General features: G+C 67.7%; 22 protein-coding genes and 2 tRNA genes. 15 read left to right on the top strand and 9 right to left on the bottom strand.

What is annotated here, in order from left to right:
* The first annotated feature begins 265 nt into the window (after positions 1–265).
* A complete protein-coding gene (locus ACFWPX_RS36615) occupies positions 266–1,273 on the top strand; it encodes a 3-isopropylmalate dehydrogenase (protein WP_378933603.1) in 1,008 nt (335 codons plus the stop codon).
* Positions 1,274–1,406: 133 nt separating this feature from the next.
* Here ACFWPX_RS36615 and ACFWPX_RS36610 read toward each other — a convergent pair whose 3' ends face one another.
* Entirely contained in the window at positions 1,407–2,582 is a 1,176-nt protein-coding gene (locus ACFWPX_RS36610) for an MFS transporter (RefSeq protein WP_378933610.1), read from the bottom strand.
* A gap of 303 nt (positions 2,583–2,885) precedes the next feature.
* On the opposite strand from ACFWPX_RS36610, the gene ACFWPX_RS36605 reads away from it, so the two are divergent.
* From ACFWPX_RS36605 to ACFWPX_RS36590, 4 genes are all read left to right on the top strand, one after another.
* Complete coding sequence (locus ACFWPX_RS36605) at positions 2,886–3,659, top strand: fumarylacetoacetate hydrolase family protein (protein ID WP_378933597.1); 774 nt, start codon at positions 2,886–2,888, stop codon at positions 3,657–3,659.
* A gap of 20 nt (positions 3,660–3,679) precedes the next feature.
* Positions 3,680–5,155 (top strand): glutamate--tRNA ligase, encoded by a 1,476-nt coding sequence (gene gltX / locus ACFWPX_RS36600; protein ID WP_378933594.1) that lies wholly within the window; start codon positions 3,680–3,682, stop codon positions 5,153–5,155.
* A gap of 192 nt (positions 5,156–5,347) precedes the next feature.
* Positions 5,348–5,419 (top strand) — tRNA-Gln (locus ACFWPX_RS36595).
* Between the two features lie 27 nt (positions 5,420–5,446).
* A tRNA-Glu gene (locus tag ACFWPX_RS36590) sits at positions 5,447–5,519 on the top strand.
* Between the two features lie 51 nt (positions 5,520–5,570).
* Here ACFWPX_RS36590 and ACFWPX_RS36585 read toward each other — a convergent pair.
* The gene (locus ACFWPX_RS36585; protein WP_378933583.1) at positions 5,571–6,272 is read right to left on the bottom strand and encodes an IclR family transcriptional regulator; all 702 of its coding nucleotides are present in this window, start codon (positions 6,270–6,272) and stop codon (positions 5,571–5,573) included.
* 63 nt (positions 6,273–6,335) lie between these two features.
* On the opposite strand from ACFWPX_RS36585, the gene leuC reads away from it, so the two are divergent.
* The 3 genes from leuC to ACFWPX_RS36570 all read left to right on the top strand — a co-directional run bounded on the left by leuC (position 6,336) and on the right by ACFWPX_RS36570 (position 9,208).
* The gene (gene leuC / locus ACFWPX_RS36580) at positions 6,336–7,760 is read left to right on the top strand and encodes a 3-isopropylmalate dehydratase large subunit (RefSeq protein ID WP_378933570.1); all 1,425 of its coding nucleotides are present in this window, start codon (positions 6,336–6,338) and stop codon (positions 7,758–7,760) included.
* A gap of 35 nt (positions 7,761–7,795) precedes the next feature.
* A complete protein-coding gene (leuD, locus tag ACFWPX_RS36575; RefSeq protein ID WP_378900388.1) occupies positions 7,796–8,404 on the top strand; it encodes a 3-isopropylmalate dehydratase small subunit in 609 nt (202 codons plus the stop codon).
* A 156-nt stretch (positions 8,405–8,560) separates the two neighbouring features.
* On the top strand, positions 8,561–9,208 hold the full coding sequence (locus tag ACFWPX_RS36570; protein WP_056811975.1) for an HU family DNA-binding protein: 648 nt from the start codon (positions 8,561–8,563) through the stop codon (positions 9,206–9,208).
* A 122-nt stretch (positions 9,209–9,330) separates the two neighbouring features.
* On the opposite strand, the gene ACFWPX_RS36565 is transcribed toward ACFWPX_RS36570, so the two are convergent.
* The 3 genes from ACFWPX_RS36565 to cofC form a co-directional block, all read right to left on the bottom strand.
* A complete protein-coding gene (locus ACFWPX_RS36565) occupies positions 9,331–10,278 on the bottom strand; it encodes an NUDIX domain-containing protein (RefSeq protein ID WP_378912465.1) in 948 nt (315 codons plus the stop codon).
* On the bottom strand, positions 10,275–12,443 hold the full coding sequence (locus ACFWPX_RS36560) for an RNA degradosome polyphosphate kinase (protein ID WP_378933558.1): 2,169 nt from the start codon (positions 12,441–12,443) through the stop codon (positions 10,275–10,277). The genes ACFWPX_RS36565 and ACFWPX_RS36560 overlap by 4 nt, the downstream gene beginning before the upstream one ends.
* Positions 12,444–12,515: 72 nt before the next feature.
* Positions 12,516–13,187 (bottom strand): 2-phospho-L-lactate guanylyltransferase, encoded by a 672-nt coding sequence (gene cofC / locus ACFWPX_RS36555; RefSeq protein ID WP_378933555.1) that lies wholly within the window; start codon positions 13,185–13,187, stop codon positions 12,516–12,518.
* A gap of 31 nt (positions 13,188–13,218) precedes the next feature.
* Here cofC and ACFWPX_RS36550 point away from each other — a divergent pair, with 31 nt between their 5' ends.
* Together ACFWPX_RS36550 and ACFWPX_RS36545 are read left to right on the top strand one after the other, a co-directional pair.
* Complete coding sequence (locus tag ACFWPX_RS36550; protein WP_378912461.1) at positions 13,219–14,214, top strand: NAD(P)H-dependent glycerol-3-phosphate dehydrogenase; 996 nt, start codon at positions 13,219–13,221, stop codon at positions 14,212–14,214.
* A gap of 44 nt (positions 14,215–14,258) precedes the next feature.
* A complete protein-coding gene (locus ACFWPX_RS36545; protein WP_378933552.1) occupies positions 14,259–15,350 on the top strand; it encodes a D-alanine--D-alanine ligase family protein in 1,092 nt (363 codons plus the stop codon).
* A 69-nt stretch (positions 15,351–15,419) separates the two neighbouring features.
* Here the strand turns inward: ACFWPX_RS36545 and ACFWPX_RS36540 are convergent, their stop codons facing one another.
* Entirely contained in the window at positions 15,420–16,202 is a 783-nt protein-coding gene (locus ACFWPX_RS36540) for a DUF3515 domain-containing protein (RefSeq protein WP_378933549.1), read from the bottom strand.
* A 119-nt stretch (positions 16,203–16,321) separates the two neighbouring features.
* Between ACFWPX_RS36540 and ACFWPX_RS36535 the strand changes: the two genes are divergently transcribed.
* Genes ACFWPX_RS36535 through ACFWPX_RS36525 form a run of 3 tightly spaced genes read left to right on the top strand, consistent with a single transcriptional unit; the run spans position 16,322 to position 18,322 of the window.
* The gene (locus ACFWPX_RS36535; RefSeq protein WP_378933606.1) at positions 16,322–17,326 is read left to right on the top strand and encodes a thiamine-phosphate kinase; all 1,005 of its coding nucleotides are present in this window, start codon (positions 16,322–16,324) and stop codon (positions 17,324–17,326) included.
* A gap of 11 nt (positions 17,327–17,337) precedes the next feature.
* Entirely contained in the window at positions 17,338–18,021 is a 684-nt protein-coding gene (locus tag ACFWPX_RS36530; RefSeq protein ID WP_378912458.1) for a uracil-DNA glycosylase, read from the top strand.
* Between the two features lie 49 nt (positions 18,022–18,070).
* A complete protein-coding gene (locus ACFWPX_RS36525; protein WP_378912457.1) occupies positions 18,071–18,322 on the top strand; it encodes a hypothetical protein in 252 nt (83 codons plus the stop codon).
* 123 nt (positions 18,323–18,445) lie between these two features.
* Here ACFWPX_RS36525 and ACFWPX_RS36520 read toward each other — a convergent pair whose 3' ends face one another.
* The 3 genes from ACFWPX_RS36520 to rpmB all read right to left on the bottom strand — a co-directional run bounded on the left by ACFWPX_RS36520 (position 18,446) and on the right by rpmB (position 20,080).
* Entirely contained in the window at positions 18,446–19,234 is a 789-nt protein-coding gene (locus ACFWPX_RS36520; RefSeq protein WP_378933546.1) for an enoyl-CoA hydratase/isomerase family protein, read from the bottom strand.
* 45 nt (positions 19,235–19,279) lie between these two features.
* Positions 19,280–19,789 carry a GNAT family N-acetyltransferase gene (locus tag ACFWPX_RS36515; protein ID WP_378933543.1) on the bottom strand — a complete coding sequence of 170 codons (510 nt, stop codon included), beginning with the start codon at positions 19,787–19,789 and terminating at the stop codon, positions 19,280–19,282.
* Positions 19,790–19,888: 99 nt separating this feature from the next.
* A complete protein-coding gene (rpmB, locus tag ACFWPX_RS36510) occupies positions 19,889–20,080 on the bottom strand; it encodes a 50S ribosomal protein L28 (protein WP_011210730.1) in 192 nt (63 codons plus the stop codon).
* A gap of 313 nt (positions 20,081–20,393) precedes the next feature.
* Between rpmB and ACFWPX_RS36505 the strand changes: the two genes are divergently transcribed.
* Both ACFWPX_RS36505 and recG read left to right on the top strand, forming a co-directional pair.
* The gene (locus ACFWPX_RS36505; RefSeq protein WP_378933539.1) at positions 20,394–22,283 is read left to right on the top strand and encodes a DAK2 domain-containing protein; all 1,890 of its coding nucleotides are present in this window, start codon (positions 20,394–20,396) and stop codon (positions 22,281–22,283) included.
* A partial coding sequence (recG, locus tag ACFWPX_RS36500; protein ID WP_378933536.1) for an ATP-dependent DNA helicase RecG occupies positions 22,284–24,335 on the top strand: 2,052 nt, incomplete at its 3' end. It lies immediately after the preceding gene.

The following is a 24,335-nucleotide window of genomic DNA, read 5'->3' as shown; positions in this document are numbered from 1 at the left end:
CGCGCCCCGGCGCCCGCGCGCGCGGGCGGCGGTGCGGGGCGGTGGGTCTCTGGTTCTGCCCCCTCCCCGCCGCCCCCCCCCCACTCCCGCGACCCGGCCGCGACCGGCCACTTCGTGGCCGCTGCTCCCTAGGGGCCGCAGGTGCGGGGTTGGGAGTGCGGTCATGGCGGATTGGGGTTTGACGGTGTGGCCGGCTGAGTGTGCGGTCATGGCGGACTCGTTGCGTGGCGGTGGCGGCACGCTTTCCTTTGAACGGAGTTAGTTGATGAAGCTCGCAGTAATCGCCGGTGACGGCATCGGACCCGAGGTCATCGCCGAGGCGCTCAAGGTGCTCGACGTGGTGTTGCCCGGTGTGGAGAAGACCGAGTACGACCTGGGTGCCGCGCGCTACCACCGCACCGGGGAGATCCTGCCGGAGTCGGTGCTGCCCGAGCTCAAGCAGCACGACGCGATTCTGCTCGGCGCGATCGGCGATCCGTCGGTGCCCAGCGGTGTGCTCGAGCGTGGGCTGCTGCTCAAGACCCGTTTCGCGCTCGATCACCACGTGAACCTGCGTCCGTCGAAGCTGCACGCCGGTGTCACCAGCCCGCTGGCGGGCAACCCGGATATCGACTTCGTGGTGGTGCGTGAGGGCACCGAGGGCCCCTACACCGGCACCGGCGGCGCGATTCGCGTCGGCACGCCGCACGAGGTGGCGACCGAGGTGTCCAACAACACCCGCTTCGGCATCGAGCGTGTGGTGCGCTACGCCTTCGCCACCGCGCAGGCCCGCCGCAAGCACCTCACCCTGGTGCACAAGAACAATGTGCTCACCTTCGCCGGCTCGCTGTGGCAGCGCACCGTCGACGAGGTCGCCGCCGAATTCCCCGAGGTGACCACGGCCTACCAGCACATCGACGCCGCCACCATCCACATGGTGACCGACCCGGGCCGCTTCGACGTGATCGTCACCGACAACCTGTTCGGCGACATCATCACCGACCTCGCCGCCGCCGTCAGCGGTGGCATCGGCCTGGCGGCCTCGGGCAACATCGACGCCTCGGGCGTCAACCCGTCGATGTTCGAGCCGGTCCACGGCAGCGCCCCCGATATCGCGGGCCAGTCCAAGGCCGACCCGACCGCCGCCATTCTCTCGGTCTCGCTGCTGCTCAACCACCTCGGCAACACCGAGGGTGCGGCCCGCATCGAATCCGCGGTGGCCAAGGACCTGGCCTCGCGCACCGGCACCGCCTCCACCGTGGAGGTCGGCGACCGCATCGCGGCCATCGTCTGACCCCATCGCACGCGAAAGGCTCGCTCCGGCTGAATACCGGAGCGAGCCTTTGTCATTGGCGGGTGCGGATCGAATTGTGTTCTGTGAGTGGGAGATACAGGTATTCGACCGAATTCGCGGCCCGTGATGGAAGCTACTTCCGGGATCCTCTGGGGACCAATGGCACCGCCGCCACCGCGGCGACCGCTGCCAGGGCGTACACCACGGGGAAGCCGGTTGCCGTGATGACGGCACCGAAAAGTGGTGGGACGGCGGCTATCGCGAGGTTCTGACCCGTGTTCTGGATGCCGAGGCCCCGGCCGCTCCAGAACGGTCCCGCTATCTCGGCCACGGCCGTGAACGCTAAGCCGTTGTCGGACACCGAGATCACCGAAGCCGCGACCATCAAGGGAACCGCAGCCCACCACCAGTCGGTCCAGGCGGTGATCGTCAGCGCGGCCATGGCGACGGCGGCGGCGACGGCTACCTGGCGCAGCGGGCGCAGGCGCGAGCCGACCCGGTCCGACCAGGCTCCCGCGCCGATTCTTCCTGCGGCGCCGAGGAACTGGGTGACGGTCATCAGCGCGCCCGCGGCGGCCAGTGACCAGCCGAGGTCGACGTGCAGCCACAGCAGGCCGAAGGTCCACAGGGTGGCCTGGGGGACGACCAGCAGGATCGAGACACCGTGGATGCGCCACAGGGTGGAGCCGCCGCGATAGGGGTTGGCGCGGTCGGCGGCCTTCGCGGGCGGTCGCGGTGGGTCGATGATGCCGACCAAGCAGCCGATCGCGGCCACCCCGGCCATCAGCGCGGGCACCAACATGGCCGCGGGAATGCCATGATGTGCGGCCACCCACGGGATGGTGAGCGCGGCGATGCCGACACCGAGCGGTTGGGCGGTCTGGCGGATACCCATGGCCAGACCGCGCCGGTCCGGCGGGAACCAGCCGACGATCACCCGCCCGCTGGCGCCGTTGGAGCTGGCGGCGCCGACACCGCCGACGAACAGCAGCACGGCGAACGCGACGGGGTTGTCCACCACGGCCGCGGCGACGCCTGCCACGCACATCAGCAGCGTGCCCGCCACCAGCACGATGCGTTCGCCGATCCGGTCGACCACGTACCCCCAGGCGATCAGAGTGCAGACCAGCCCTACGGTCGGTAGTGCCACCAGCGCACCGGCGGAGGTGAGCGAATCGCCACGAGCGGTGAGCGCGGGCAGCAGGAACGGGGTGCCGTGGATGAAGATCGAACTGGACGTCTGCGCGAACACGCCGAGGGCGAGCATCAACCAGCGTCTGCCGTTACCGAGCTGCGTCACGTCGACCATCGGCCCCGCGTCTGTCACGATTCTCACCTCGCCGGATTGCACGATTGCATCTCAATATATGAGATTGATGTCTCATTAATTGAACATCAGTGATCACGCTACACCGGTGACCCTCCGATGTTGCCCACCGGTGAGGTGTCTGACGGGTCACATCGCCGCACACACGAATCCCGCACGCGGGCAGTGGCTTCGAATCACATCGGTGTGATCTGTCACGCACTTCGCCCGAGCCGCTATCAACGGACCCATGTCGCATCACGGGCGCGTTCGGGCAGGTAGCCCCGTCTCGATAGACTCCGGGGCATGCGCTTAGGTCGAGTTGCCAGTCCCGATGGAGTCGCTTTCGTCAGCATCGAAGGCGACGGAGGCGACGCCGTCGCCAAGGAGATCGCCGAACATCCGTTCGGCTCGCCGACGTTCACCGGGCGGAGCTGGCCGCTGGCCGATATCCGCCTGCTGGCGCCGATCCTGGCGAGCAAAGTGATCTGCATCGGCAAGAACTACGCCGCCCACGCGGCCGAAATGGGTGGCGAGGCACCGGTGGACCCGGTGATCTTCATCAAGCCGAACACCTCGATCATCGGCCCGAACGCATCGATCATCTTGCCGCCCAGCTCTTCTCAGGTCGACTACGAAGGCGAGCTGGCCGTGGTGATCGGCCGTCCGTGCAAGGACGTGTCCGCGGCGAAGGCGTTCGAGGTGATCCTGGGCTACACCATCGCCAACGATGTCACCGCCCGTGATCAGCAGCGCCACGACGGCCAGTGGACCAGGGCCAAGGGTTACGACACGTTCTGCCCGCTCGGCCCGTGGATCGAAACCGCGCTGGACCCAAGCGATCTGGAGATCGTCACCGAGGTAGACGGTGAGGTCCGCCAGCGCAGCCGTACTTCGCTGTTCCTGCACGACATTCCGAAGATCATCGAGTGGATCAGCTCGGTGATGACCCTGCTGCCCGGTGACGTGATCCTCACCGGCACACCGGAAGGCGTCGGTCCGCTGCGGGCCGGGCAGAACGTGTCGGTCACCGTCGAGGGCATCGGCACCCTCACCAATCCTGTTGCCACCAAGCGCTGATACCGCGAAAGAAGAGAGTCATGACTGAAGTACGGGTCCGTTTCTGCCCGTCCCCGACCGGCACGCCACACGTCGGCCTGGTGCGCACGGCGCTGTTCAACTGGGCGTTCGCGCGCCACCACGGCGGCAAGTTCGTGTTCCGCATCGAAGACACCGACGCCGCACGCGATTCCGAGGATTCCTACCGCGCGCTGCTCGACGCGCTGCGCTGGCTCGGGCTCATCTGGGACGAGGGCCCCGAGGTCGGCGGACCCTACGAGCCCTACCGGCAGTCGCTGCGCCGCGATTCCCATCTCGACGTGGTGCGCCGGCTGCTCGAGGCGGGCGAGGCCTATGAGGCGTTCTCGACGCCGGAGGAAGTCGAGGCCCGTCATCGCGCCGTCGGCCGTGATCCGAAACTCGGCTACGACAATTTCGATCGCGACCTCAGCGCCGAGCAGATCGCGGCGTACAAAGCCGAGGGTCGCCCCGCCGTGGTCCGTTTGCGGATGCCCGACGAAGATCTCGGATGGAACGATCTCGTCCGCGGGGAAACCACCTTCAAAGCCGGAACCGTCCCCGATTTCGCCCTCACCCGTGGCAATGGCGACCCGCTCTACACATTGGTGAATCCGGTCGACGACGCGATGATGCGGATCACCCATGTGTTGCGGGGCGAGGATCTGCTCTCCTCGACCCCACGTCAGCTCGCGCTGTATGCCGCGCTGCAGCGTATCGGGGTTGCCGAGTTCACGCCCGAGTTCGGCCATCTGCCGTTCGTCATGGGCCAGGGCAACAAGAAACTGTCCAAGCGCGACCCGGAATCGAATCTGTTTCTGCACCGCGACCGCGGATTCATCCCCGAGGGATTGCTGAATTACCTCGCCCTGCTCGGCTGGAGTATCGGCGAGGACCGCGATGTGTTCTCCATGCTGGAAATGGTCTCGGCTTTCGATATCTCGTCGGTGAATTCGAATCCGGCCCGCTTCGATCAGAAGAAGGCCGACGCCATCAATGCCGAGCAGATTCGCCTTCTCGAGCCCGGCGATTTCGGTCACCGTTTGCGCGAGTTCCTCACCGCGCAGGGCCACATCGGCGCCGAAATCGACGAGAAGACGTTCCTGGTCGCCGCCGAACTCGTGCAGACCCGCATCGTGGTGCTCGGTGACGCGTGGGACCTGCTGAAGTTCCTGTTCGTCGCGCCGGAGGACTTCGGGATCGACCAGGCGGCAGGTACCAAGAATCTCGGCGCCGAGGCCGATCCGGTGCTCGACGCCGCGATCGCCGCTGTGGAGCCGCTGGGCGAGTGGACCACCCCGGCACTGGAGGAGGCGCTGAAAAAGGCGCTGATCGACGATCTGGGGCTCAAGCCGCGTAAGGCGTTCGCGCCGGTGCGGGTCGCGGTGACGGGCTCGCACATCAGCCCGCCGCTGTACGAGTCGATGGAGCTGCTCGGCCGCGAGGTCTCGCTCGACCGGCTGCGCGCCGCGCGTGGTTGGGCTCCTGCCGCGCAGTAGCCGTGGGGAGCGGGTGCGGCCACTTCGCCGCATCCGTTCCAAAGGTGCGAAAAACGGCCGAAAAGCGGCTTCTGACCAGGCGATTTGTAGTTTACCCCCTAGTGTTTGGTAATCTTCTCATCGCCGCGGAACACGGCCTCGCAACACCGACAACCACTCGGTGGAGATTGCAAGGTCGGGCGTTTCGGTCTTTGGGGTATGGTGTAATTGGCAACACAGCTGTTTCTGGTACAGCCATTCTAGGTTCGAGTCCTGGTACCCCAGCAAGGTTTCACTCTGTGAGATCGTCCTGGCCCCGTCGTCTAGCGGCCTAGGACGCCGCCCTCTCAAGGCGGTAGCGCGGGTTCGAATCCCGTCGGGGCTACAAAGCAAAGTAAGGCCCCCGGTCGAATCCGACCGGGGGTCTTCTCTGTATCTACAGGCGCTTGTGCAGTGCCTCGGCGGCCGCGACCAGATCGGCGGCCCAGCGCGCGCCCGGCCTGCGACCCATTCGATCGATCGGCCCCGATACCGACACGGCGGCCACGATCACCCCGCCCGCATCGCGCACCGGCGCCGACACACTCGCCACGCCCTGCGCGCGCTCGGCGGCACTCTGCGCCCAGCCACGCTTGCGCACCTCGGCCAGCGCCCGGTCGCCGAACACGGCGTCGGCCAGGACCGTGCGCTGTAGCTCGGGATCGGACCACGCCAGCAATACCTTCGCCGCCGAACCCGCGGTGAGCGGTAGGCGCGAACCGACCGGCACCGTGTCGCGCAGGCCGACCGGCGGCTCCAGCGCGGCGATGCAGACGCGCGCGTGCCCGTCGCGGCAGTACAGCTGGACGCTCTCGCCGGTGATCTCACGCAGGCGGGGCAGAATGGCACCGGCGGCCTCCACCAGTGGATCGGCCGCCCCCGCCGACAACTCGGTGAGCGCGGGCCCCGGCCGCCACAGTCCGTTGCCGTCACGGGCCAGCAGCCGATGCGTCTCCAGCCCGACCGCCAGCCGATGCGCGGTGGCGCGTGGCAGGCCGGTGCGGGTGCACAGGTCGTTGAGACCGCAGGGCTCGTCGGCGACGGCGTAGAGCACCGCCACGGCTTTGTCGAGAACACCGATACCGCTATGCTGTCTCATAGAACGATACTAACGTCTCAAATGCTGAGATACCAAGTATGCCCGTCGAAAGGTGATCAAGCAATGGCCGAGCGCGCTCGCACACTGGCCGAGAAGGTGTGGGAACAGCACGTCGTCGCCAAAGGCGAAGGCGATGGTTCCTCCCGTGAACCCGACCTGATCTACATCGATCTGCACCTCGTGCACGAGGTGACCAGCCCGCAGGCCTTCGACGGGCTACGCGCGGCCGGCCGACCGGTGCGCAGAACCGATCTCACCATCGCCACCGAGGACCACAACGTCCCCACCACCGATATCGACAAGCCGATCGCCGACCCGATCTCGCGCACTCAGGTGGAGACGCTGCGCCGCAACTGTGCCGAATTCGGCGTGCGCCTGCACTCGATGGGCGACGTGGAGCAGGGCATCGTGCACGTGGTCGGCCCGCAGCTGGGTCTCACCCAGCCCGGTATGACCGTCGTCTGCGGTGACAGCCACACCTCCACCCACGGCGCGTTCGGCGCGCTGGCGATGGGCATCGGCACCAGTGAGGTCGAGCACGTGCTCGCCACCCAGACGCTGTCGCTGCGCCCGTTCAAGACGATGGCCATCACCGTCGACGGCGAATTGGCGCCCGGCGTCACGAGCAAGGATCTGATCCTGGCCGTGATCGCCGAGATCGGCACCGGCGGCGGCCAGGGCTATGTGCTGGAGTATCGCGGCGAGGCGATTCGCAAGCTGTCGATGGAAGCGCGGATGACGATCTGCAATATGTCCATCGAGGCGGGCGCACGCGCGGGCATGATCGCCCCCGACGCGGTGACCTACGAATTCCTGAAGGGCCGCCCGCACGCACCGCAGGGAGCCGACTGGGATGCCGCAGTGGCCTCCTGGGACGCGCTGGTCACCGACGAAGGCGCGCAGTTCGACGCCGAGGTCCACATCGACGCGAACACGCTGACCCCGTTCGTCACGTGGGGCACCAATCCCGGCCAGGGCCTGCCGCTGGGCGCGAATGTGCCAGACCCGGCCCAGATCGCCGACGAGAACGAGCGTGAATCCGCCGAGAAGGCCTTGCGCTACATGGACCTGATGCCGGGAATGCCGCTGCGTGAGGTGAGTGTCGACACCGTATTCGTCGGTTCGTGCACCAATGGCCGGATCGAGGATCTGCGCGCGGTCGCCGATGTTTTGAAGGGCCGCCACGTGGCCGACGGGGTGCGAATGCTGGTCGTGCCTGGCTCGATGCGGGTGCGCGCGCAGGCGGAAAAAGAAGGACTCGGCGAGATTTTCACCGCCGCGGGCGCGGAATGGCGTCAGGCGGGCTGCTCGATGTGCCTGGGTATGAATCCCGATCAGCTGGAACCGGGTCAGCGCTGCGCGTCTACCTCGAACCGCAATTTCGAGGGCAGGCAGGGCAAGGGCGGTCGCACGCACCTGGTCTCGCCGCTGGTCGCCGCCGCGACGGCGGTCCGGGGAACCCTGTCCTCGCCCGCTGATCTGGCCTGAGTCACCGATCACCTACAGATCGAAAGGGAATCGTTATGGAAGCCTTCACCGTTCACAAAGGCATCGGTGTGCCGCTGCGCCGGTCCAATGTCGACACCGATCAGATCATCCCCGCCGTTTACCTGAAGCGCGTGACCCGAACGGGTTTCGAGGACGGCTTGTTCGCCGGATGGCGCGCCGACCCGGAGTTCATTCTCAACACCGAGCCGTACAAGCGGGGCAGCGTGCTGGTGGCAGGCCCGGATTTCGGCACCGGTTCTTCGCGTGAGCACGCTGTGTGGGCGCTGTCGGACTACGGCTTTCGGGTGGTCATCTCGTCTCGTTTCGCCGACATCTTCCGGGGAAATGCGGGTAAGGGCGGGCTGTTGGCCGCGCAGATGTCACAGAACGATGTCGAAATGCTCTGGAAGCTGATCGAGGAACAGCCCGGCATCGAATTGGTTGTCGACCTGTCCGCACGCACCGTCACAGCGGGAACCGTCGTGTTGCCGTTCGATATTGACGACTACACCCGCTGGCGTCTGCTGGAGGGTTTGGACGACATCGGCCTCACGCTGCGACAGGCCGACGTCATCGGCGAGTTCGAAAAGGGAAGGCCGTCATGGAAACCCGTGACGCTGCCGGAGCCTATTTCACGGGCGTAATCAGCTGGGGCGCTTAGGGGCGCATCCCGGGCGGCGGTAGCTGGACGTGTGCTAAACCACATGAATTTTGGCGTGGCACATAGACTCTTGCTCAAACTGGGTTTACCGTGGTACCTAGTCGGTCCGACGACGGGCCATTAGTCTGCGGAGGATTCAATGAACAAGGCGGAACTGATCGACGTTCTGACCGAAAAGTTGGGTACGGACAGGCGGACGGCAACCGCGGCTGTCGAGAATGTTGTCGACACCATCGTCCGTGCCGTGCACAAGGGTCAGAGCGTCACCATCACCGGATTCGGTGTGTTCGAACAGCGCAAGCGTGCTCCCCGGGTTGCCCGTAACCCGCGTACCGGTGAAACCGTGAAGGTGAAGGCCACTTCGGTGCCTGCCTTCCGGCCGGGCGCGCAGTTCAAGGCGGTCATCGCGGGTAAGCAGAAGCTGGCCTCGTCCGGGCCTGCCGTCAAGCGAGGCGTGAATGCCCCGGTGGCGGCGAAGAAGGCGGCAGCCAAGAAGACCGCGGCGAAGAAGACCGCGGCCAAGAAGGCCACGCCGTCGAAGGGTCCCGCGAAGACCACGGCCCGCAAGGCCGCCACCAAGGCTCCTGCCGCCAAGAAGACCACGGCGGCAAAGAAAGTGACGGCGGCCAAGAAGGCGCCTGCCAAGAAGGTGACGGCGGCCAAGAAGGCTCCTGCCAAGAAGGTCACGGCCGCCAAGACCACGGCGGTCAAGAAGACCACTGCTGCGAAGAAGGCTCCCGCTAAGAAGACTGCTGCCAAGAAGACTGCCGCCCGTCGTGCTCGTTGATCCTGCCGCAGCGGGATCAGGTCGGGGAATGTGCACGTAACGCCGCATCACCCACCACTGGACCGAGAACGGCCCCGGGAATCCCGGGGCCGTTTCGGCTGTTTCGAGCCGGTCCGGGTGACTCAGGTGGTGACGATTGCCGTCGACAGGGAACGGTCCATATGGTTCGCGGCGACCAATCGGTCCCCGACGAACGACAATGCCCAGACACTGCCCTTGCGATTGCGCGCCGAGGGCAGCGTGAGCCCGCCCTGCTCGGCCAGCCACTGTGTCAGATCGGGAATCACCCCGCCCTGACTACACACGACCGGCACCCCCCGATCTGTTACCAACGACAGAAATCGTTGCCGCGCGGTGCTTTTCGCTGAATCGTAACCTTGCTCGGAAAACATTGGCTCGCAATTGATTTCGGCATCGAGCTGTTCTGCCAACGGGGTCACGGTTTGGATGCAGCGCAGCGGATCGGCGGAATAGATCTCGGATGCGCCGAACGCCAACAGATTCGGCGTCAATCCCTTCGCCTGCTGTTCCCCGGCCGCCTCGAGCGGTCGCAACTCGTCGGGTCCGTCGAAGCCGTGGCGCTTGCCCGCCTTGGCGTGGCGCACCAGCAGCACCGTCTTGGTGCGGGCGGGCAGCCGGGCGAAGATCCGGACGATCTGGCGGTCCATCGGATACGACAACTGGTCCATCACCTCGGCCAGGCGGAACCAGCGCAACTGGTCGACTTCGTCGTTGACGGCGAAGTCGCCGTCGGCGGCCTCGGCGGCCCAGTAGTCGACCCGCTTGAGCTGACGGTGGCCCGGGATCGGATAGGTGACGTGGCCGAGATAGCGCCCCAGCGTGGCGGGCAGGCCGGTTTCCTCGGCTACCTCGCGCACGGCCGCGACCACCGGGGTCTCGCCGGGATCGAGCTTGCCCTTCGGCAGCGACCAGTCACCGTATTTCGGCCGGTGGATGACACCGATCTCCGGGCCCGCAGCGCCCGCACGCCACAGAACCGCGCCGGCCGCATGAATATTGGGCCGTACCCTCGGGTCGCGCAACGACGCGTCCTTGCTCTGTGCGCTCACGGCTGATCGGGGCGACGCAAACGCATGAGGAACGCTTGGTGATCACGCACCTGGTCGGCCTCGACATCGGAGGGGCTGGCCTGCCAGGTCCCGTCCGGCAGCATGATCCAGCAGCGGGTCGCCGGATCGAGCGCGGAATCGAACACCTGCGCGAGCTGGTCGACGAGCTTGGGATCGGTCACCTGCACCATCACTTCGACGCGGCGGTCGAGATTGCGGTGCATCATGTCGGCGCTGCCGATCCACGTCTGATCCTGCGCACCGAATTCCATGACCCGCGAATGTTCGAGGAACCGGCCGAGGATCGAGCGCACCTCGATGTTCTCGCTCAGGCCTGGCACACCCGCGCGCAGGCCACAGATGCCGCGCACCACGATCTGCACCGGCACGCCCGCCTGGGAGGCGCGGTAGAGCGCGTCGATGATCTGCTCGTCGACGATCGCGTTGGCCTTGATCCGGATCCGGGCGTCCGCACCCTGTCCGGCCAGCTCGATTTCGCGATCGATGCGCTCGATGATGCCCGCGCGCACGCCCAGTGGCGCGACCATCAGGTTGCGGTAGTCCTCCTTGCGGGAGTATCCGGTCAGCGAATTGAACAGGTCGGTGAGATCGGCGCCGATTTCCGGTGCGGCGGTGAACAGCCCGACGTCCTCGTACAGGCGCGCGGTCTTCGGGTTGTAGTTACCGGTGCCGATGTGGCAGTAGCGGCGGATCGTGGAACCCTCGCGACGCACCACCAGGCAGGTCTTGCAGTGGGTCTTGAGGCCGACCAGGCCGTAGACCACGTGCACGCCCGCCTGTTCCAGTTCGCGCGCCCATTTGATGTTGGCCTGCTCGTCGAAGCGGGCCTTGATCTCGACCAGCGCGACGACCTGCTTGCCCGCCTCGGCGGCCTCGATCAGCGAGTTGATGATGGGGGAGTCACCGGAGGTGCGGTAGAGCGTCTGCTTGATCGCGAGCACCTGCGGGTCGGCCGCGGCCTGTTCGATGAAGCGCTGCACGCTGGTGGAGAAGGAGTCGTAGGGGTGGTGCACCAGCACGTCGCCCTCGCGCAGCGCGGCGAAGACATTGCGTGGGGTCTCGCGCTCGCCGAAGGCCGCCGGGGTGGCCGGGACATACGGCGCGTCTTTGAGTTCGGGGCGGTCGACACCGTAGACCTGCCACAGGCAGGACAGGTCGAGCAGGCCGGGTACCTGGATGACGTCGGCGGGGTCGACCTCTAACTCACGTAGTAGCAACTCCAGCATGTGCTCGGTCATGTCGTCGGAGACCTCGAGGCGCACCGGCTTGCCGAAGCGGCGACGGGCGAGTTCGCGCTCCATCGCCTGCAGCAGGTCTTCGTCGCGGTCCTCGTCGACCTCGAAATCGGCGTTGCGGGTGATCCGGAACGAATGCGTCTCCACCACGGTCAGACCGGGGAACAACAGGTCGAGGTGGGCGGCGATGAGGTCTTCCATCGGCAGGAACGCCGCGATCGCCGACGGCGCTCCGGTGCGGCGCACGCGCACGAAGCGGTCGACGTTGTCGGGCACCTTCACCCGCGCGAAGTGCTCGCCGCCGGTGCCGGTGTCGCTCACGGTCACGGCGAGGTTGAGGCTGAGACCGGAGATGTAGGGGAACGGGTGCGCCGGGTCGACGGCGAGCGGTGTGAGGACCGGGAAAACCTGGTCGGTGAAGTAGTTCGAGAGGCGTTGGCGCTCATCGTCGTCGAGGTCGCTCCAGCCGATGATGTCGATGCCCTCGACGGCCAGAGCCGGGTTCACCGCGTCGATGAAGACCTTCGCGTGCCGCTCGGCGAGTTCCTGGGCGCGGGCGGTGATCATCTCCAGCTGTTCCGACGGTGAGCGCCCGTCGGCCGAGCGCACCGACAGACCGGTTTCGGCACGGCGTTTCAGGCCTGCGACGCGCACCATGTAGAACTCGTCGAGATTGGAGGCGAAGATCGCGAGGAACTTGGCCCGCTCCAGCAACGGCAGCGAGGCGTCCTCGGCGAGGGCGAGTACGCGGGCGTTGAAGTCGAGCCAGCTCAGCTCGCGGTTGAGGTAGCGATCTCTGGGCAACCGTTGCGACGTGGCGCTCGCGCCCGAGGTGATCGCGGCCGCGGGTGGCGGGGAAATCGGGGGCAACTGCTTGATGGTTTCCGTATCGCTCACGGGATCAATCATCCCTCGAGAAAGGTCCACCGCGCATCACGACATCGCACGGATCATTCCGCCCGGTCCGTATGTGGCGATCTGCTAGCACACAGTGCGAACGGGATCACTTCTGTGCGGCGAGAATCCGAATTCGCGCAGGGTCGATGCCGTGAATTCGCCGACTCCGAGCGCGCGGACGATGTCGAGATCCTCGGGGGTGTCGACATCGCAGCGCAGGCCGGGCCAGTGCCCGAGCAGCGGTACGGCCCCGCTGTCGCGGTGTGCGCTCGCGGAATCGGCACCGAAGCGGGGCGAGAGCGGCGCGGCGGTATCGCGGACCAGCAATGCGGCAGTGCCGGTGCCCGTGTGATCGATCACCACCGATCGAGCGCCGACGGCGACGGTGAGTACGTCGGCGAGCTCGGACGGGCGCAGGGCGGGCAGGTCGGCCTGCAGGGCGAGCAGGTGGGTGGGGCCGTGACGGTCGCGCACGTCGGCGGCGCCCGCCGCGAGCGCGGTATTGAGCGGATCGTCGCCTGCCGCTGGTTCATCGATCACGTGCGCGCCGAGTTCGAGAGCGCGGGCGGCGACCAGCGGATCGGGAGTGACCACGGTCAGCGACACCAGCTCGGGCACGGCGATAGCGGCCACGGCGGTGTCGGTGAACATGGCCAGCACGAGCTGGGCGCGCTGCTCGGTGCTGAGCACGCTCGCCAGCCTGCTCTTGGCCCGGCCGATGTGTTTGACCGCCATTACGGCGTGCACGGTGTGCATGGCTTCGATCCTTGCATGGCATATTGGGCTGATGACGAGGGCGGCGGTTATGGGTGCGGGGTCGTGGGGTACGGCGTTCGCGAAGGTGTTGGCCGAGGCGGGGACGGACGTGACGATCTGGGCCCGGCGGGCCGAGGTGGCGCAGGCGCTCGAAACCGAGCACCGCAATCCGTTCTACCTGCCCGGCGTGCAGTTGCCGCCCGTGCGTGGGACCGATGATCATCGGGTCGCGCTGGACGGGGCCGATCTGGTGGTGCTCGCGGTGCCGTCGCAGTCGTTGCGGGCGAATCTGGATCTGTGGAAGGGCGATATCGGGTCCGAGGCCACCTTGATGAGTCTGGCCAAGGGGATCGAGACCGGCACGCTGCTGCGGATGAGTCAGGTGATCGCGGAGGTCACCGGGGCCGAGCCGGGGCGCATCGCGGTGCTGTCGGGTCCGAATCTGGCGCACGAGATCGTCGAACGTCAGCCCGCGGCGACGGTGATCGCGTGCACCGATACCGAGCGTGCCGTGGCCGCGCAGCGGGCGTGTGCCACCGGCTATTTCCGGCCGTACACCAATACCGATGTGATCGGCTGCGAGATCGGTGGTGCGTGCAAGAACGTCATCGCGCTCGCGTGCGGCATCGCCTCGGGCATGGGGCTGGGCGACAACTCGGTCGCCAGCCTGATCACGCGCGGGCTCGCCGAGGTGATGCGGCTGGGTGTGGCGCTGGGTGCGCAACCGGTGACGCTGGCCGGGCTCGCGGGTGTCGGCGATCTGGTGGCTACCTGTACCTCGCCGTTGTCGCGCAACCGGTCCTTCGGGTACGCGCTCGGTGCCGGCGGCACGATGACCGCCGCGCAGGAAGCGACCAATGGGCAGGTGGCCGAAGGTGTGAAGTCGTGCACATCGGTGCGGGCCCTGGCCGCCGAGCACGGGGTGGAGATGCCGCTCACCGACGCGGTGCACAAGGTGTGCCACGAGGGGCTATCGGTGAGCGAGGCCGTCGGCAGCCTGCTCGGCAGGCGGATCAAGCCCGAATAAGGGCGATAGCGCCATGACGGCGAGAACCTACTACGGTGACGTTCATGACGGAACGCATCAGGGTAGCTGTGGTGTTCGGCGGGCGCAGCAGCGAGCACGCCGTCTCGTGCGTATCGGCGAGCAGTGTGCTGCGCAACCTCGATCCGACGCGCTACGAGGTGGTGCCGATCGGCATCACCCCCACCGGTGGCTGGGTGCTGGCCGACGGGATCGGCGAATTGGCGCTGAGTCACGGCGTGCAACCGCAGGTCGACGCGTCGGGGACCGCCCTCACGCTGGCCGCTGACCCCGGCCGCTCCGGTGCGCTGGTCGCGCTCGACTCGAGCGTCGTGCTGGGCAACGTCGATGTCGTGTTCCCGATCCTGCACGGTCCCTTCGGTGAGGACGGCACGCTGCAGGGCATGCTCGAGCTGGCCGGGATTCCCTATGTCGGCGCGGGCGTGCTCGCCAGCGCGGCGGGCATGGACAAGGAGTTCACCAAGAAATTGCTGGCCGCCGAATCGCTGCCCGTCGGCGTGCAAGTGGTGCTGCGTCCCGGCACCGAAACGCTGTCCGGCGCCGACCGGGCCCGGATCGGCCTGCCTGCCTTCGTGAAGCCCGCGCGCGGTGGTTCCTCGATCGGCATCACCAAGATCACCGACTGGGCCGATCTGGGTGCGGCCATCGCCGCCGCCCGCGCGCACGACCCCAAGGTGATCGTCGAAGCGGGCATCGTCGGACGCGAAGTCGAATGTGGCGTACTGGAATTCGCCGACGGTGAGGTCCGGGGCAGCGTTGTCTCCGAGATCCGGATGCCAGATGCCGACGCGGCCGCCCCCGAGTTCTACGACTTCGCCACCAAATACCTCGACGACGTGTGCGAATTCGATGTGCCCGCCAAGCTCGACGACGATGTCGCCGACGAGATCCGTGAGCTGTCGGTGCGCGCGTTCCGTGCGCTGGACTGCCAGGGCCTTGCCCGGGTCGACTTCTTCGTCACCGAGAACGGTCCGGTGATCAACGAGATCAACACGATGCCCGGCTTCACGCCGATCTCGCAGTACCCGCGGATGTGGGAAGCCACCGGCATCGACTACCCGACGCTGGTGTCGACGCTGATCGAGACGGCGGTCGCGCGCGGGACCGGGCTGCGGTAGCAGTTCTGTTCGGCCGCAGGGCTTTCGGTTGGGTGGTGCTCGAAAGCCCTACGGCGCCAGGCGATTAGCTCAGAGTTCGCCCGGAGTCGGTTCGCGGGCAGGCAGATTCGCGTTGATGGTCTCGGACACGGTCTGCACCGCGCTGGTACCGGAGCCGTCGGGGAGGGTCAGGGCGATGTAGGTCTCGCGGTCGACGGCGAACCAGGTGCCGGTCTTGCCGACCTCGTCGCGGACCTGGAACCACTTCACGCCGTCGATGACCGTCAGCGGGGACGCGCGGTTGAACTCGAGCGGGCGGTCGAGGCCGCAGCGCAGCGTGATCGGGTCGCCGCCGTCGGGGAGTTGCCAGGCGCGGGTGGCAGGCGGGGCGGGTTCGATGAGGGTGGCCTTGGTGTAGTCGCCGAGCTCTGCGGGCAGGGCGGGCAGCAGGGCCTGGCATGCGGGGCCGTCGGCAGCGGGGGCCGGGACCGGGCCGAGGGCGAGGGGTGCGCGTTCGACCGGGGCACGCAGGGCGATGAAAGCGGCGACCAGCACGGCGACGATCAGTACGACCGGTAGGGCGACCGCTGTGGCGATGAGCGCAGGGGAGTGGTGCGACTCGGTGTCGGAGTCCGCGTCGTCGGTGTCGGTGTCCGAGCCTGCGTTCACGGCCGTGCTCGCGTCCGCGTCGACGTCGCCGGGCGAGGTAGACGCCTCTGATCGGGCGTCGGTCGGATCCTCCGCGGTCGGTGGTGCAGCTGCGTCGGTATTCGCGGCGGATGCAGGCTTGTCGCCGGACGATTTCGCGTCGGCGGTGGCGGTGTCGTCGTGGGTGGTCGCCTCGTCGCGATCCTCCGGTGTCGAGTCCGCCATAGTTGTGTGGTCCTTCCATTCGAGGGTTCGCCTGCACCGTCGGTGGTGCCCGATCGCCTTCGAAAGGGTACCGTCGGGGCGATTTCGTCGGTCAGCAGCACAGCGGGAAGGGGTCGGTCATCAGCGAGGACAGCCGTCCGCAGACGGTGCGTGAGCTGGGTGAATTCGCCTTGATCGACCGGATCAACGCCGGTCGGGAGCAGGCCGCGCACGTGCTGATCGGACCTGGCGACGATGCCGCGCTGGTCGCCGCGCCCGATGGGCGGTTCGTGGTGAGCACCGACATGCTCGTCGAAGGCAGGCACTTCCGGCTCGACTGGTCCTCGCCCGTCGACATCGGCCGCAAGGCCATCGCGCAGAACGCCGCCGACGTGGTGGCGATGGGGGCGCGGCCGACGGCGTTCGTGGTCGCGCTCGGCTGCCCGGCCGAAACGCCGGTATCGGTGGTCGAAGGGATCGCCGACGGAATGTGGATCGAGGCGAGCCGCGCCGGGGGTTCCATCGCAGGCGGGGATCTGGTGCTCAGCGAGCAACTGGTGGTCTCGGTGACCGCGTTCGGAGATCTGGGCGGGCAAGGCGCGATCACTCGATCCGGCGCCGGTGTCGGCGATATCGTCGCTGTCGCAGGCGAACTCGGCTGGTCGGGTGCGGGGTTGGCCGTATTGTCCGGTGGCGCGGATACTTCCGATCCGGACTTCACCTATGCCCTTGCGACACATCGTGTTCCGCAACCCCCGTACGCCGCGGTCCTCGACGCGTTCGGCACGCACACCCCGACCGCCCTCACCGATATCTCCGACGGATTGCTCGCCGACCTCGGGCATCTCGCCGCCGCCTCGAACGTCGCGATCGACGTCCACCGCGCGGCACTCACCGACCCCGATCTGGCGGCCCTCGCGAAATTGCTCGATGCCGATGCCGCGCAATGGATTCTGGCCGGCGGCGAAGACCACGCCTTCGCCGGAACCTGGCCCCCTGGTGTCGCGCTACCCGCGGGCTGGCGGCCGATCGGCGAAGTAACCGCAGGCAGCGGCGTCACCGTCGACGGTGCGGCACCCACCGGCGGTACCGGCTGGGAATCGTTCCGTGGGGCGGACGCCACGCCCACCGACGACGAACGATAGGTTGTGCGGTCATGGGTGCCAAACCACTGTCGGAGATCATCGATCCGGGCTGGGCCCGGGCACTGGAGCCGGTCACCGACCGCATCAGCGAAATGGGCGAGTTCCTACGTGAGGAGAACGCGGCAGGCCGCGGCTACCTTCCGGAAGGGGAGAACGTGCTGCGCGCATTCCAGCGCCCGTTCGACGCGGTGCGCGTGCTCATCGTCGGCCAGGACCCGTACCCCACACCGGGCCACGCGATGGGGCTGAGTTTCTCTGTCACACCACAGGTTTCGCCGGTCCCGCGCAGCCTGTCCAACATCTTCGCCGAATACAGCAAAGACCTCGGCTTCGATACGCCGACCTGTGGTGACCTGAGCCCGTGGTCGGATCAGGGCGTGCTGCTGCTGAACCGAGTCCTCACCGTCACCCCTGGTGCGCCCGCTTCGCATCGCGGCAAAGGCTGGGAAGCGGTCACCGAGCAGGCGATCCGGGCGCTGGTCGCCCGCGACCAACCACTCGTCGCAGTGCTGTGGGGCAACGATGCTCGCTCGCTCAAGCCCACGCTCGTCGATGCCGAGGTGCCTTACGTCGAATCGGCGCACCCCTCACCGCTTTCCGCCTCACGCGGGTTCTTCGGTTCACGACCGTTCTCCCGGGTCAATGAACTGCTCGACGAACTCGGCGCCGACCCCGTCGACTGGCGGCTGCCCTGACCCGGGGCGTCGCCTGCACCAGAAGAGAATGATGAAGGAGCACAACCCGATGCACATCACCACCGTTCGCGCTGCCCTCGCGACCGTCGCCGTGGCCGCCGCCATCACCGCGGGCGCAGGCTCGGCCACCGCCGCCGGCCTGCAGCTCGAGCCCTACAACGAGCAGGCCGCGCCGGTGGCCACCACCCAGGTCGGCGAGGAATGGACCTCCACCGGCACCTCCACCATCTCTTCCGGCGTGAACGCGAAGGTGACCTGCCTGCTGCAGAACACCTTCAGCGCTCTCGGCGCTGCTTGCTGAATTATTGGCGGCTGGCGCCGCGGGGTTTTCGGCCCTGAGGCGGCCGAAAACCGTGGTGGCTGAGTCCCGGCGTGGCGTTGGTCGCGCCGGGTGGGTCAGTTCAGTCGCGGGAGTTGGTCACTTCTATGTGAGGCCAACGTAGTTCGGCTTGCGCTTGCCTACGAAAGCGTCGACGCCTTCACGGCCGGTGTCGCTGTTCGCGGCGGCCGAGATGCTGTCGCGTTCGGCATCGAGCTGCTGGTCCAATGTTGCCGTCGGTGACTGGGCCAGCAGCTTTTTCATGGCCGTGTAGGTGGCGCGGGGGCCGGTGACGAAGGTCTGCGCCACGCGGAACGCTTCGGCGCGGATGTCCTCGTCCGCGACCGTGCGGCTCAGGACGCCGAGGCGCACGGCCTCTTCGGCGTCGAGTACGGCATCGGTGAGCAGGATTTCGGTCGCCCGGCTCAGGCCGACGATGCGGGGCAGCGACCAGGACATGCCACCGTCGGGGGACAGGCCGATGCCGGGGTAGGCGGGGCGCAGTTTCGTCGAGGGACCACCGATCGCGATATCGGCGGCGCAGACCAGGCTCATGCCCGCACCCGCCGCCCAGCCCTGCACGGCGACGATCACGGGGACAGGGGCGGCCGCGAGCGCACGGACGAAATCGTGGAGTTCGTCGGCCAGCTTGTGCAGGTACGCACCGCGGTCATCGGCGGCGGCGAAGTTGCGGACATTGCCGCCCGCGCAGAAGTTCGCGCCCGCGCCGGTGAGCAGGATCGCGCCGACTGACGGGTCGAGGGCGCGCAGGGCGTCGGTGCCCGCGTTGATCAGGTCGAAATCCATCGAGGTGCCCGCGGCGGAGGTGGCGATGGTCAGCTGCAGCACGCCGTCGATGACCTCGGCGGCGGGGACAGGTTCGGTGGTACTCATGGGCGTCACCTTAACGGGGCTCCCGGCGCGCGGCGTTCGCAGTCCTTACCCGGAGGTACGCCTAACCCCGTCGCGGCGCCACAATTGTTCGGGCAGCAGGGTGAACGGGTCGGTTCGGCGGATGCCGGTGTCGGTGAAGCCGTGCCTGCGATAGAAGGCGTGGGCGCGCGGATAGTCGGCGAAGACCCAGAGGGTGCACGGTGAACCGGGGGCGGCGGCGTCGATCAGGGCGTCGGCGATGCCGGTGCCGTGCCAGGCGCTGCGGACGTAGAGCGCTTCGAGTTCGGCGGACCCGTCCGCCTGCCGACCGGGTAAGGGCGAATTCGTCCCGGAGGCGAAGCCGATCAGGCGGTCACCGACCAGCGCGACGGGCAACTCGTGGGTGCCCTCGGCGCGACGACGTTCCCAGGTGAGCGCGGAGCGTTCGAGGTCGAAGCCGTCGAGGATGTGACCGGGCACCAGCGTTTCGTAGGCCTCGCGCCAGCTGGCGATGTGACAGGCGGCGAGTTCGGTGACCCGGTTCGCCGTCAGCGGCGCGATCTGCCAGTCAGGCACGGCGGGCCCGCTCGGCGATGCTCGGCCGCTGGACGACAAAGCCCCGGATCACCCACAAGGGGTGCCGGGGCGCTGTCGGCAGAATGTACGGGCTGAAAATCAGCCGCGGACGACCTTGCCCGCCTTCAGGCAGGAGGTGCACACGTTCATCCGGCGGGTGTTGCCAGGGGCAACCTGCGCACGCACGGTCTGGATGTTCGGGTTCCAGCGACGGTTGGTGCGCCGGTGCGAGTGCGAGACCGACTTCCCGAAACCGGGGCCCTTGGCGCAGACGTCGCAAACGGCAGCCATGTCGCGAGCTCCTTCATGTCATAAGCGGACAGCGGCGCACGTATGCCCGCTGAACCGGAAACTGATGTCATCAAATGCCTTGCCGACTGACGTCGGCCAGCGCAGACCCACGTGGGCCGCACGAGGCAACCCTGCAAGACTAGCGGGCCGGGCCTCGAAGTTCCAAACCGGGTGCCCCGGTCGACTCGCCGAGCACAACCCGGCTGAGAACCCGTCCGAGGTCAGCGTACCTCCGTCGGTAGCTGCCGCTAACCTGGCGTGCGTGCTCGGCGCGCGGGTACGCAGAACGGGGAGCGAGGTGGCGGTGTCGCACGTGCGGGAGTCTCTCGACGGGCCCGATCTGCTGGTCTGGGCTCGCAGGTGCCGCACCGATCTAGAACTACGTCGCGCCGAGATCGACGCGCTCAATGTCTTCCCGATCGCCGACGCCGACACCGGAACCAACCTCCTCGCCACCATGCGGGCCGCGGTCGCGACGGCGGACCGGGCGGTGCGCGGCGTGGAGTCCGCCACTGCCGGCCCCAGCGGGCTCGCGGGCCTCGGCGATCACCACGCGGAAGCCATCGGCGTCGACGGGCCTTCGGCTCACCTCATCGCCCAGGCCCTGGCCCGTGGTGCCACGACGGGTGCGCGCGGAAACTCGGGCATCATCTTGTCGCAGGTCTTGCGCGGCGTCGCGGAGGCTGTTGTCGCAGGTCCGTTGACCGGCGCGCGACTGCAGGTGGCGTTGCGGCGGTCGGCGGTGCTCGTGCGAACAGGACTGAGTGCCCCGGTCGAGGGCACGATCCTGACAGTTCTCGACCGCGCAGCCGCCGCTGCAGCCGAGTCAGCGGAACCCTCTCTGGCTGCGGTCTCCCGGTCCGCCGCCGAGGGTGCCGCGCGTGCGCTGACCGAGACCCCGACCCAACTGAGCGTGCTGCGCGCCGCCGGAGTCGTCGATGCGGGGGCGCGCGGACTGCTGGTGCTGCTCGATTGCCTCGTGGCGGAAGTCTGCGGTGAGACGCCGGAACGAGTCAGGTACACGCGGGGCGAACGCGCCGACCACGGACCACATCGGCGACCCGGCAGCACCAACGACGACAAGCCCGAAGGCAGCGGGCGCGCGGCCGAAGAACCGTGCCGGACTCCCGACTTCCTCGATGACCGCGATCATCGCGAGCAGGCGGCCGATCCGCATTTCGAGGTCATGTACGTGATCTCCGGCACCGACGAGGCGGCCGCGGGTGGGCTGCGGGATCGGCTCGCGGTGCTGGGTGACTCGGTGGTGGTGGTCGGTGACGGTGACACCACCTGGTCCGCTCATGTGCACTGTCGTGATGCGGGCGCGGCCATCGAGGCGGGGCTCGCGGTGGGCACTGTGACGGGCATCCGGATCGAGAGTTTCGCGGTGACCGCGCCCCACAGCGGCAACCACGGGCACGACGCCACCCACCACGCGTACTCCTTGGATGGCGCGCGCGGCGATTCCGGAGCGCGCGAGCCGCACGCGAGCCACGATCGGCCACCGGGTCTCGTAGACCGCGAGGTCCACTCCGGTGACGACCTCGCTGACCGCGGCGTCCTCGCGGTGGTGGGCGGTGCCGCTGCCGCGCGCCTGTTCGAGGACGCGGGCGCGGTGGTGTTGCGTGGGGATCGGCAACTCGATACGAGCGCCCTGCTGCGGGCGATCCGCCGGATGCCGAATCGGGAGGTGCTGGTCTTGCCCAACGGGGCATTGCCCGCGCAGGAACTCGTCGCGGTCGGTGTGGCCGCGCGTGACGGGTCGCGTGATGTGTTGTTGCTGCCGAGTGCGTCGATGGTGCAGGGCCTCGCGGCGCTGGCGGTGCACGATCGGGGGCGGATCGCGGTGGATGACGCGTTCGCGATGTCGGAGGCGGCGGCGACCACCCGGTGGGGTGCCCTGCGGGCGGCGCGGGTGCGAGCCTTGACCATGGTCGGAATGTGTTCTCCCGGTGATGGACTCGGCCTCGTCGGCCACGATGTGGTGGTGATCGACCCCGATGTGGTCGGCGCGGGACGCATCCTGCTGGACCGAATGCTCGGTCTCGGTGGGGAATTGGTGACATTACTGATGGGCGCCGATGCGGGGCCCGAGCTGGCGCAGGTGCTCGCCGACCATGTGACGGCCGGTTTCCCCGGCGTCGAGGTGGTCGTGTATTCCGGTGGACAGCAAGCGGATCTGGTGCAGATAGGGGTCGAGTAGATGGCGACGTTGAGTGACCGGCTCGACCACGTGCTGGGCGTCAAGGCGGCCGACCGGCTGACCGAGTCGTTCGACATGTCCACGGTCGAGGATCTGTTGCGCCACTATCCGGTGCGCTACGCGACCCAGGGTCAGCCCCTCACCGAGGAGGAACCCGAGGAGGGCGCGCACATCACCGTCATCGGCCGCATCACGAAAACCGAACTGCGCCCGATGAAGAACCGTCGCGGCTCGCTGTTGAAGGTGCAGCTCGACACCGGGGCCAAGCGTCCGCTCGAGGCCACCTTCTTCAACGGTGACAAGGTGCGCTATCTGGTGAAAGAAGGTGTGCGAGCGATGATGTCGGGCACCGTGCACTGGTGGCGGCCCGATCGCTGGAACCTCTCGCACCCCGACTACCTCATCTTGCCCGACAAGCCGGAAGCGGGCGTGGAGGAACTCACGTCCGTGCGTGGCAGCGGCGCGCTGCGCGGCCTCGCGCAGAGTGCGAAAGGCGCAGGGGGAGTGGATGCCTCGTTCTTCGAGCGCGAATTCGTTCCCGTGTATCCGGCGACCGCCAAGGTTCAGAGCTGGGATCTGCTGGCCTGCATCCGCCAGGTGCTCGACCAGCTCGACCCCATCGAGGACGCGCTGCCCGCCGACCTGCGCGAGGAACGGAAATTCCTCCCGCTCTCGGAAGCACTGCGCCTGATCCACCTGCCCGAGCACAAGCTGGATATCGAAAAGGCAAGGGACAGACTCCGTTTCGACGAGGCCCTCGCACTGCAACTCGTGCTGGCCGAACGCCGCCACGAGGTGGAGGGCCGCACCGCCCCGGCCTGTCCGCCATCGGCCGACGGTATCGCCGCCACCTTCGACGAACGGTTGCCCTTCGAGCTCACCGAAGGTCAGCAGCAGGTACTCGAGGAGATCTCGCAGGATCTGTCGCGCACCCGTCCGATGCACCGGCTGCTGCAGGGCGAGGTGGGCTCGGGCAAAACGATCGTGGCGCTGAACGCGATGCTGCAAGTGGTGGACTCGGGCCGTCAGTGCGCGCTGCTCGCACCGACCGAAGTCCTGGCCGCGCAGCACTATCGGTCGCTGCGCGCCATGCTGGGTGACCTCGGCAACGCGGGCGAACTCGGTGCCGCCGAGAAGTCGACCAAGGTCGTCCTGCTCACCGGATCGATGTCGACGGCGGCGAAGAAGTCGGCGCTGCTGGACGCGATGACCGGTGAGGCGGGCATCGTCATCGGCACCCACGCGCTCATCCAGGACGCGGTCGAGTTCTACGACCTCGGCCTCGTGGTGGTCGACGAACAGCACCGCTTCGGTGTCGAGCAGCGAGACGCGTTGCGCGCCAAGGCGAAAGACGGCATCAGCCCGCACCTGCTGGTGATGACCGCCACGCCGATCCCGCGCACCATCGCGATGACCACCCTCGGCGACCTCGAAACCTCCACGCTCACCCAGCTGCCCAAGGGCCGCTCGCCGATCGTCTCGAAAGTCGTGCCGCGCAAACTGCATCCGGGCTGGGTGGATCGCGCCTGGGAACGCATCGTCGAGGAGGTCGGCCAGGGCCGACAGGCCTATGTGGTGTGCTCGCGCATCGGCGAGGACCCCGACGCGCCACCGGCGAAGGGCAAGAAGGCGGAGAAGGAAGGCCCGACCACCGCGGCCGCCGTCGAGATGTACGAGACGCTGAGCGCCGGTCGGCTCGCCGGTGTGCGCGTTGGCCTGTTGCACGGCAGGCTGCCGTCCGACGAAAAAGACCACGTGATGCGCCAATTCAACGACGGCGCGATCGACGTCCTGGTCTGCACCACCGTCGTCGAGGTCGGTGTCGACGTGCCGAACGCGACCGTGATGGTGATCGTCGACGCCGACCGATTCGGCGTGAGTCAGCTGCACCAGTTGCGCGGGCGCATCGGCCGCGGCAAGCATCCCGGCCTGTGCCTGCTGGTCACCGATGCCGCGCCCGGCGGGACGGCGATGGCGCGGCTCGAAGCGGTGGCGGCGACCAACCACGGCGAGGAACTGTCGGTGCGCGACCGTCGGCAGCGTCGCCCAGGT

The sequence above is a fragment of the Nocardia sp. NPDC058518 genome (assembly GCF_042719655.1).
Taxonomy (GTDB): Bacteria; Actinomycetota; Actinomycetes; order Mycobacteriales; family Mycobacteriaceae; genus Nocardia.
Note: the sequence above shows the minus strand (reverse complement) of the source record. Positions and strands in the feature narration are given on the sequence as shown.

What these genes read in the sequence shown, in the direction of transcription:
- ACFWPX_RS36585 (WP_378933583.1), bottom strand. Translation starts at nt 6,272, where the DNA reads ATGAGACAGCATAGCGGTATCGGTGTTCTCGACAAAGCCGTGGCGGTG.
- ACFWPX_RS36605 (WP_378933597.1), top strand. Translation starts at nt 2,886, where the DNA reads ATGCGCTTAGGTCGAGTTGCCAGTCCCGATGGAGTCGCTTTCGTCAGC.
- ACFWPX_RS36560 (WP_378933558.1), bottom strand. Translation starts at nt 12,443, where the DNA reads ATGATTGATCCCGTGAGCGATACGGAAACCATCAAGCAGTTGCCCCCG.
- ACFWPX_RS36520 (WP_378933546.1), bottom strand. Translation starts at nt 19,234, where the DNA reads ATGAGTACCACCGAACCTGTCCCCGCCGCCGAGGTCATCGACGGCGTG.
- ACFWPX_RS36615 (WP_378933603.1), top strand. Translation starts at nt 266, where the DNA reads ATGAAGCTCGCAGTAATCGCCGGTGACGGCATCGGACCCGAGGTCATC.
- leuD (WP_378900388.1), top strand. Translation starts at nt 7,796, where the DNA reads ATGGAAGCCTTCACCGTTCACAAAGGCATCGGTGTGCCGCTGCGCCGG.
- ACFWPX_RS36570 (WP_056811975.1), top strand. Translation starts at nt 8,561, where the DNA reads ATGAACAAGGCGGAACTGATCGACGTTCTGACCGAAAAGTTGGGTACG.
- ACFWPX_RS36540 (WP_378933549.1), bottom strand. Translation starts at nt 16,202, where the DNA reads ATGGCGGACTCGACACCGGAGGATCGCGACGAGGCGACCACCCACGAC.
- rpmB (WP_011210730.1), bottom strand. Translation starts at nt 20,080, where the DNA reads ATGGCTGCCGTTTGCGACGTCTGCGCCAAGGGCCCCGGTTTCGGGAAG.
- ACFWPX_RS36530 (WP_378912458.1), top strand. Translation starts at nt 17,338, where the DNA reads ATGGGTGCCAAACCACTGTCGGAGATCATCGATCCGGGCTGGGCCCGG.
- ACFWPX_RS36545 (WP_378933552.1), top strand. Translation starts at nt 14,259, where the DNA reads ATGACGGAACGCATCAGGGTAGCTGTGGTGTTCGGCGGGCGCAGCAGC.
- ACFWPX_RS36525 (WP_378912457.1), top strand. Translation starts at nt 18,071, where the DNA reads ATGCACATCACCACCGTTCGCGCTGCCCTCGCGACCGTCGCCGTGGCC.
- gltX (WP_378933594.1), top strand. Translation starts at nt 3,680, where the DNA reads ATGACTGAAGTACGGGTCCGTTTCTGCCCGTCCCCGACCGGCACGCCA.
- ACFWPX_RS36610 (WP_378933610.1), bottom strand. Translation starts at nt 2,582, where the DNA reads ATGGTCGACGTGACGCAGCTCGGTAACGGCAGACGCTGGTTGATGCTC.
- cofC (WP_378933555.1), bottom strand. Translation starts at nt 13,187, where the DNA reads ATGCACACCGTGCACGCCGTAATGGCGGTCAAACACATCGGCCGGGCC.
- ACFWPX_RS36550 (WP_378912461.1), top strand. Translation starts at nt 13,219, where the DNA reads ATGACGAGGGCGGCGGTTATGGGTGCGGGGTCGTGGGGTACGGCGTTC.
- leuC (WP_378933570.1), top strand. Translation starts at nt 6,336, where the DNA reads ATGGCCGAGCGCGCTCGCACACTGGCCGAGAAGGTGTGGGAACAGCAC.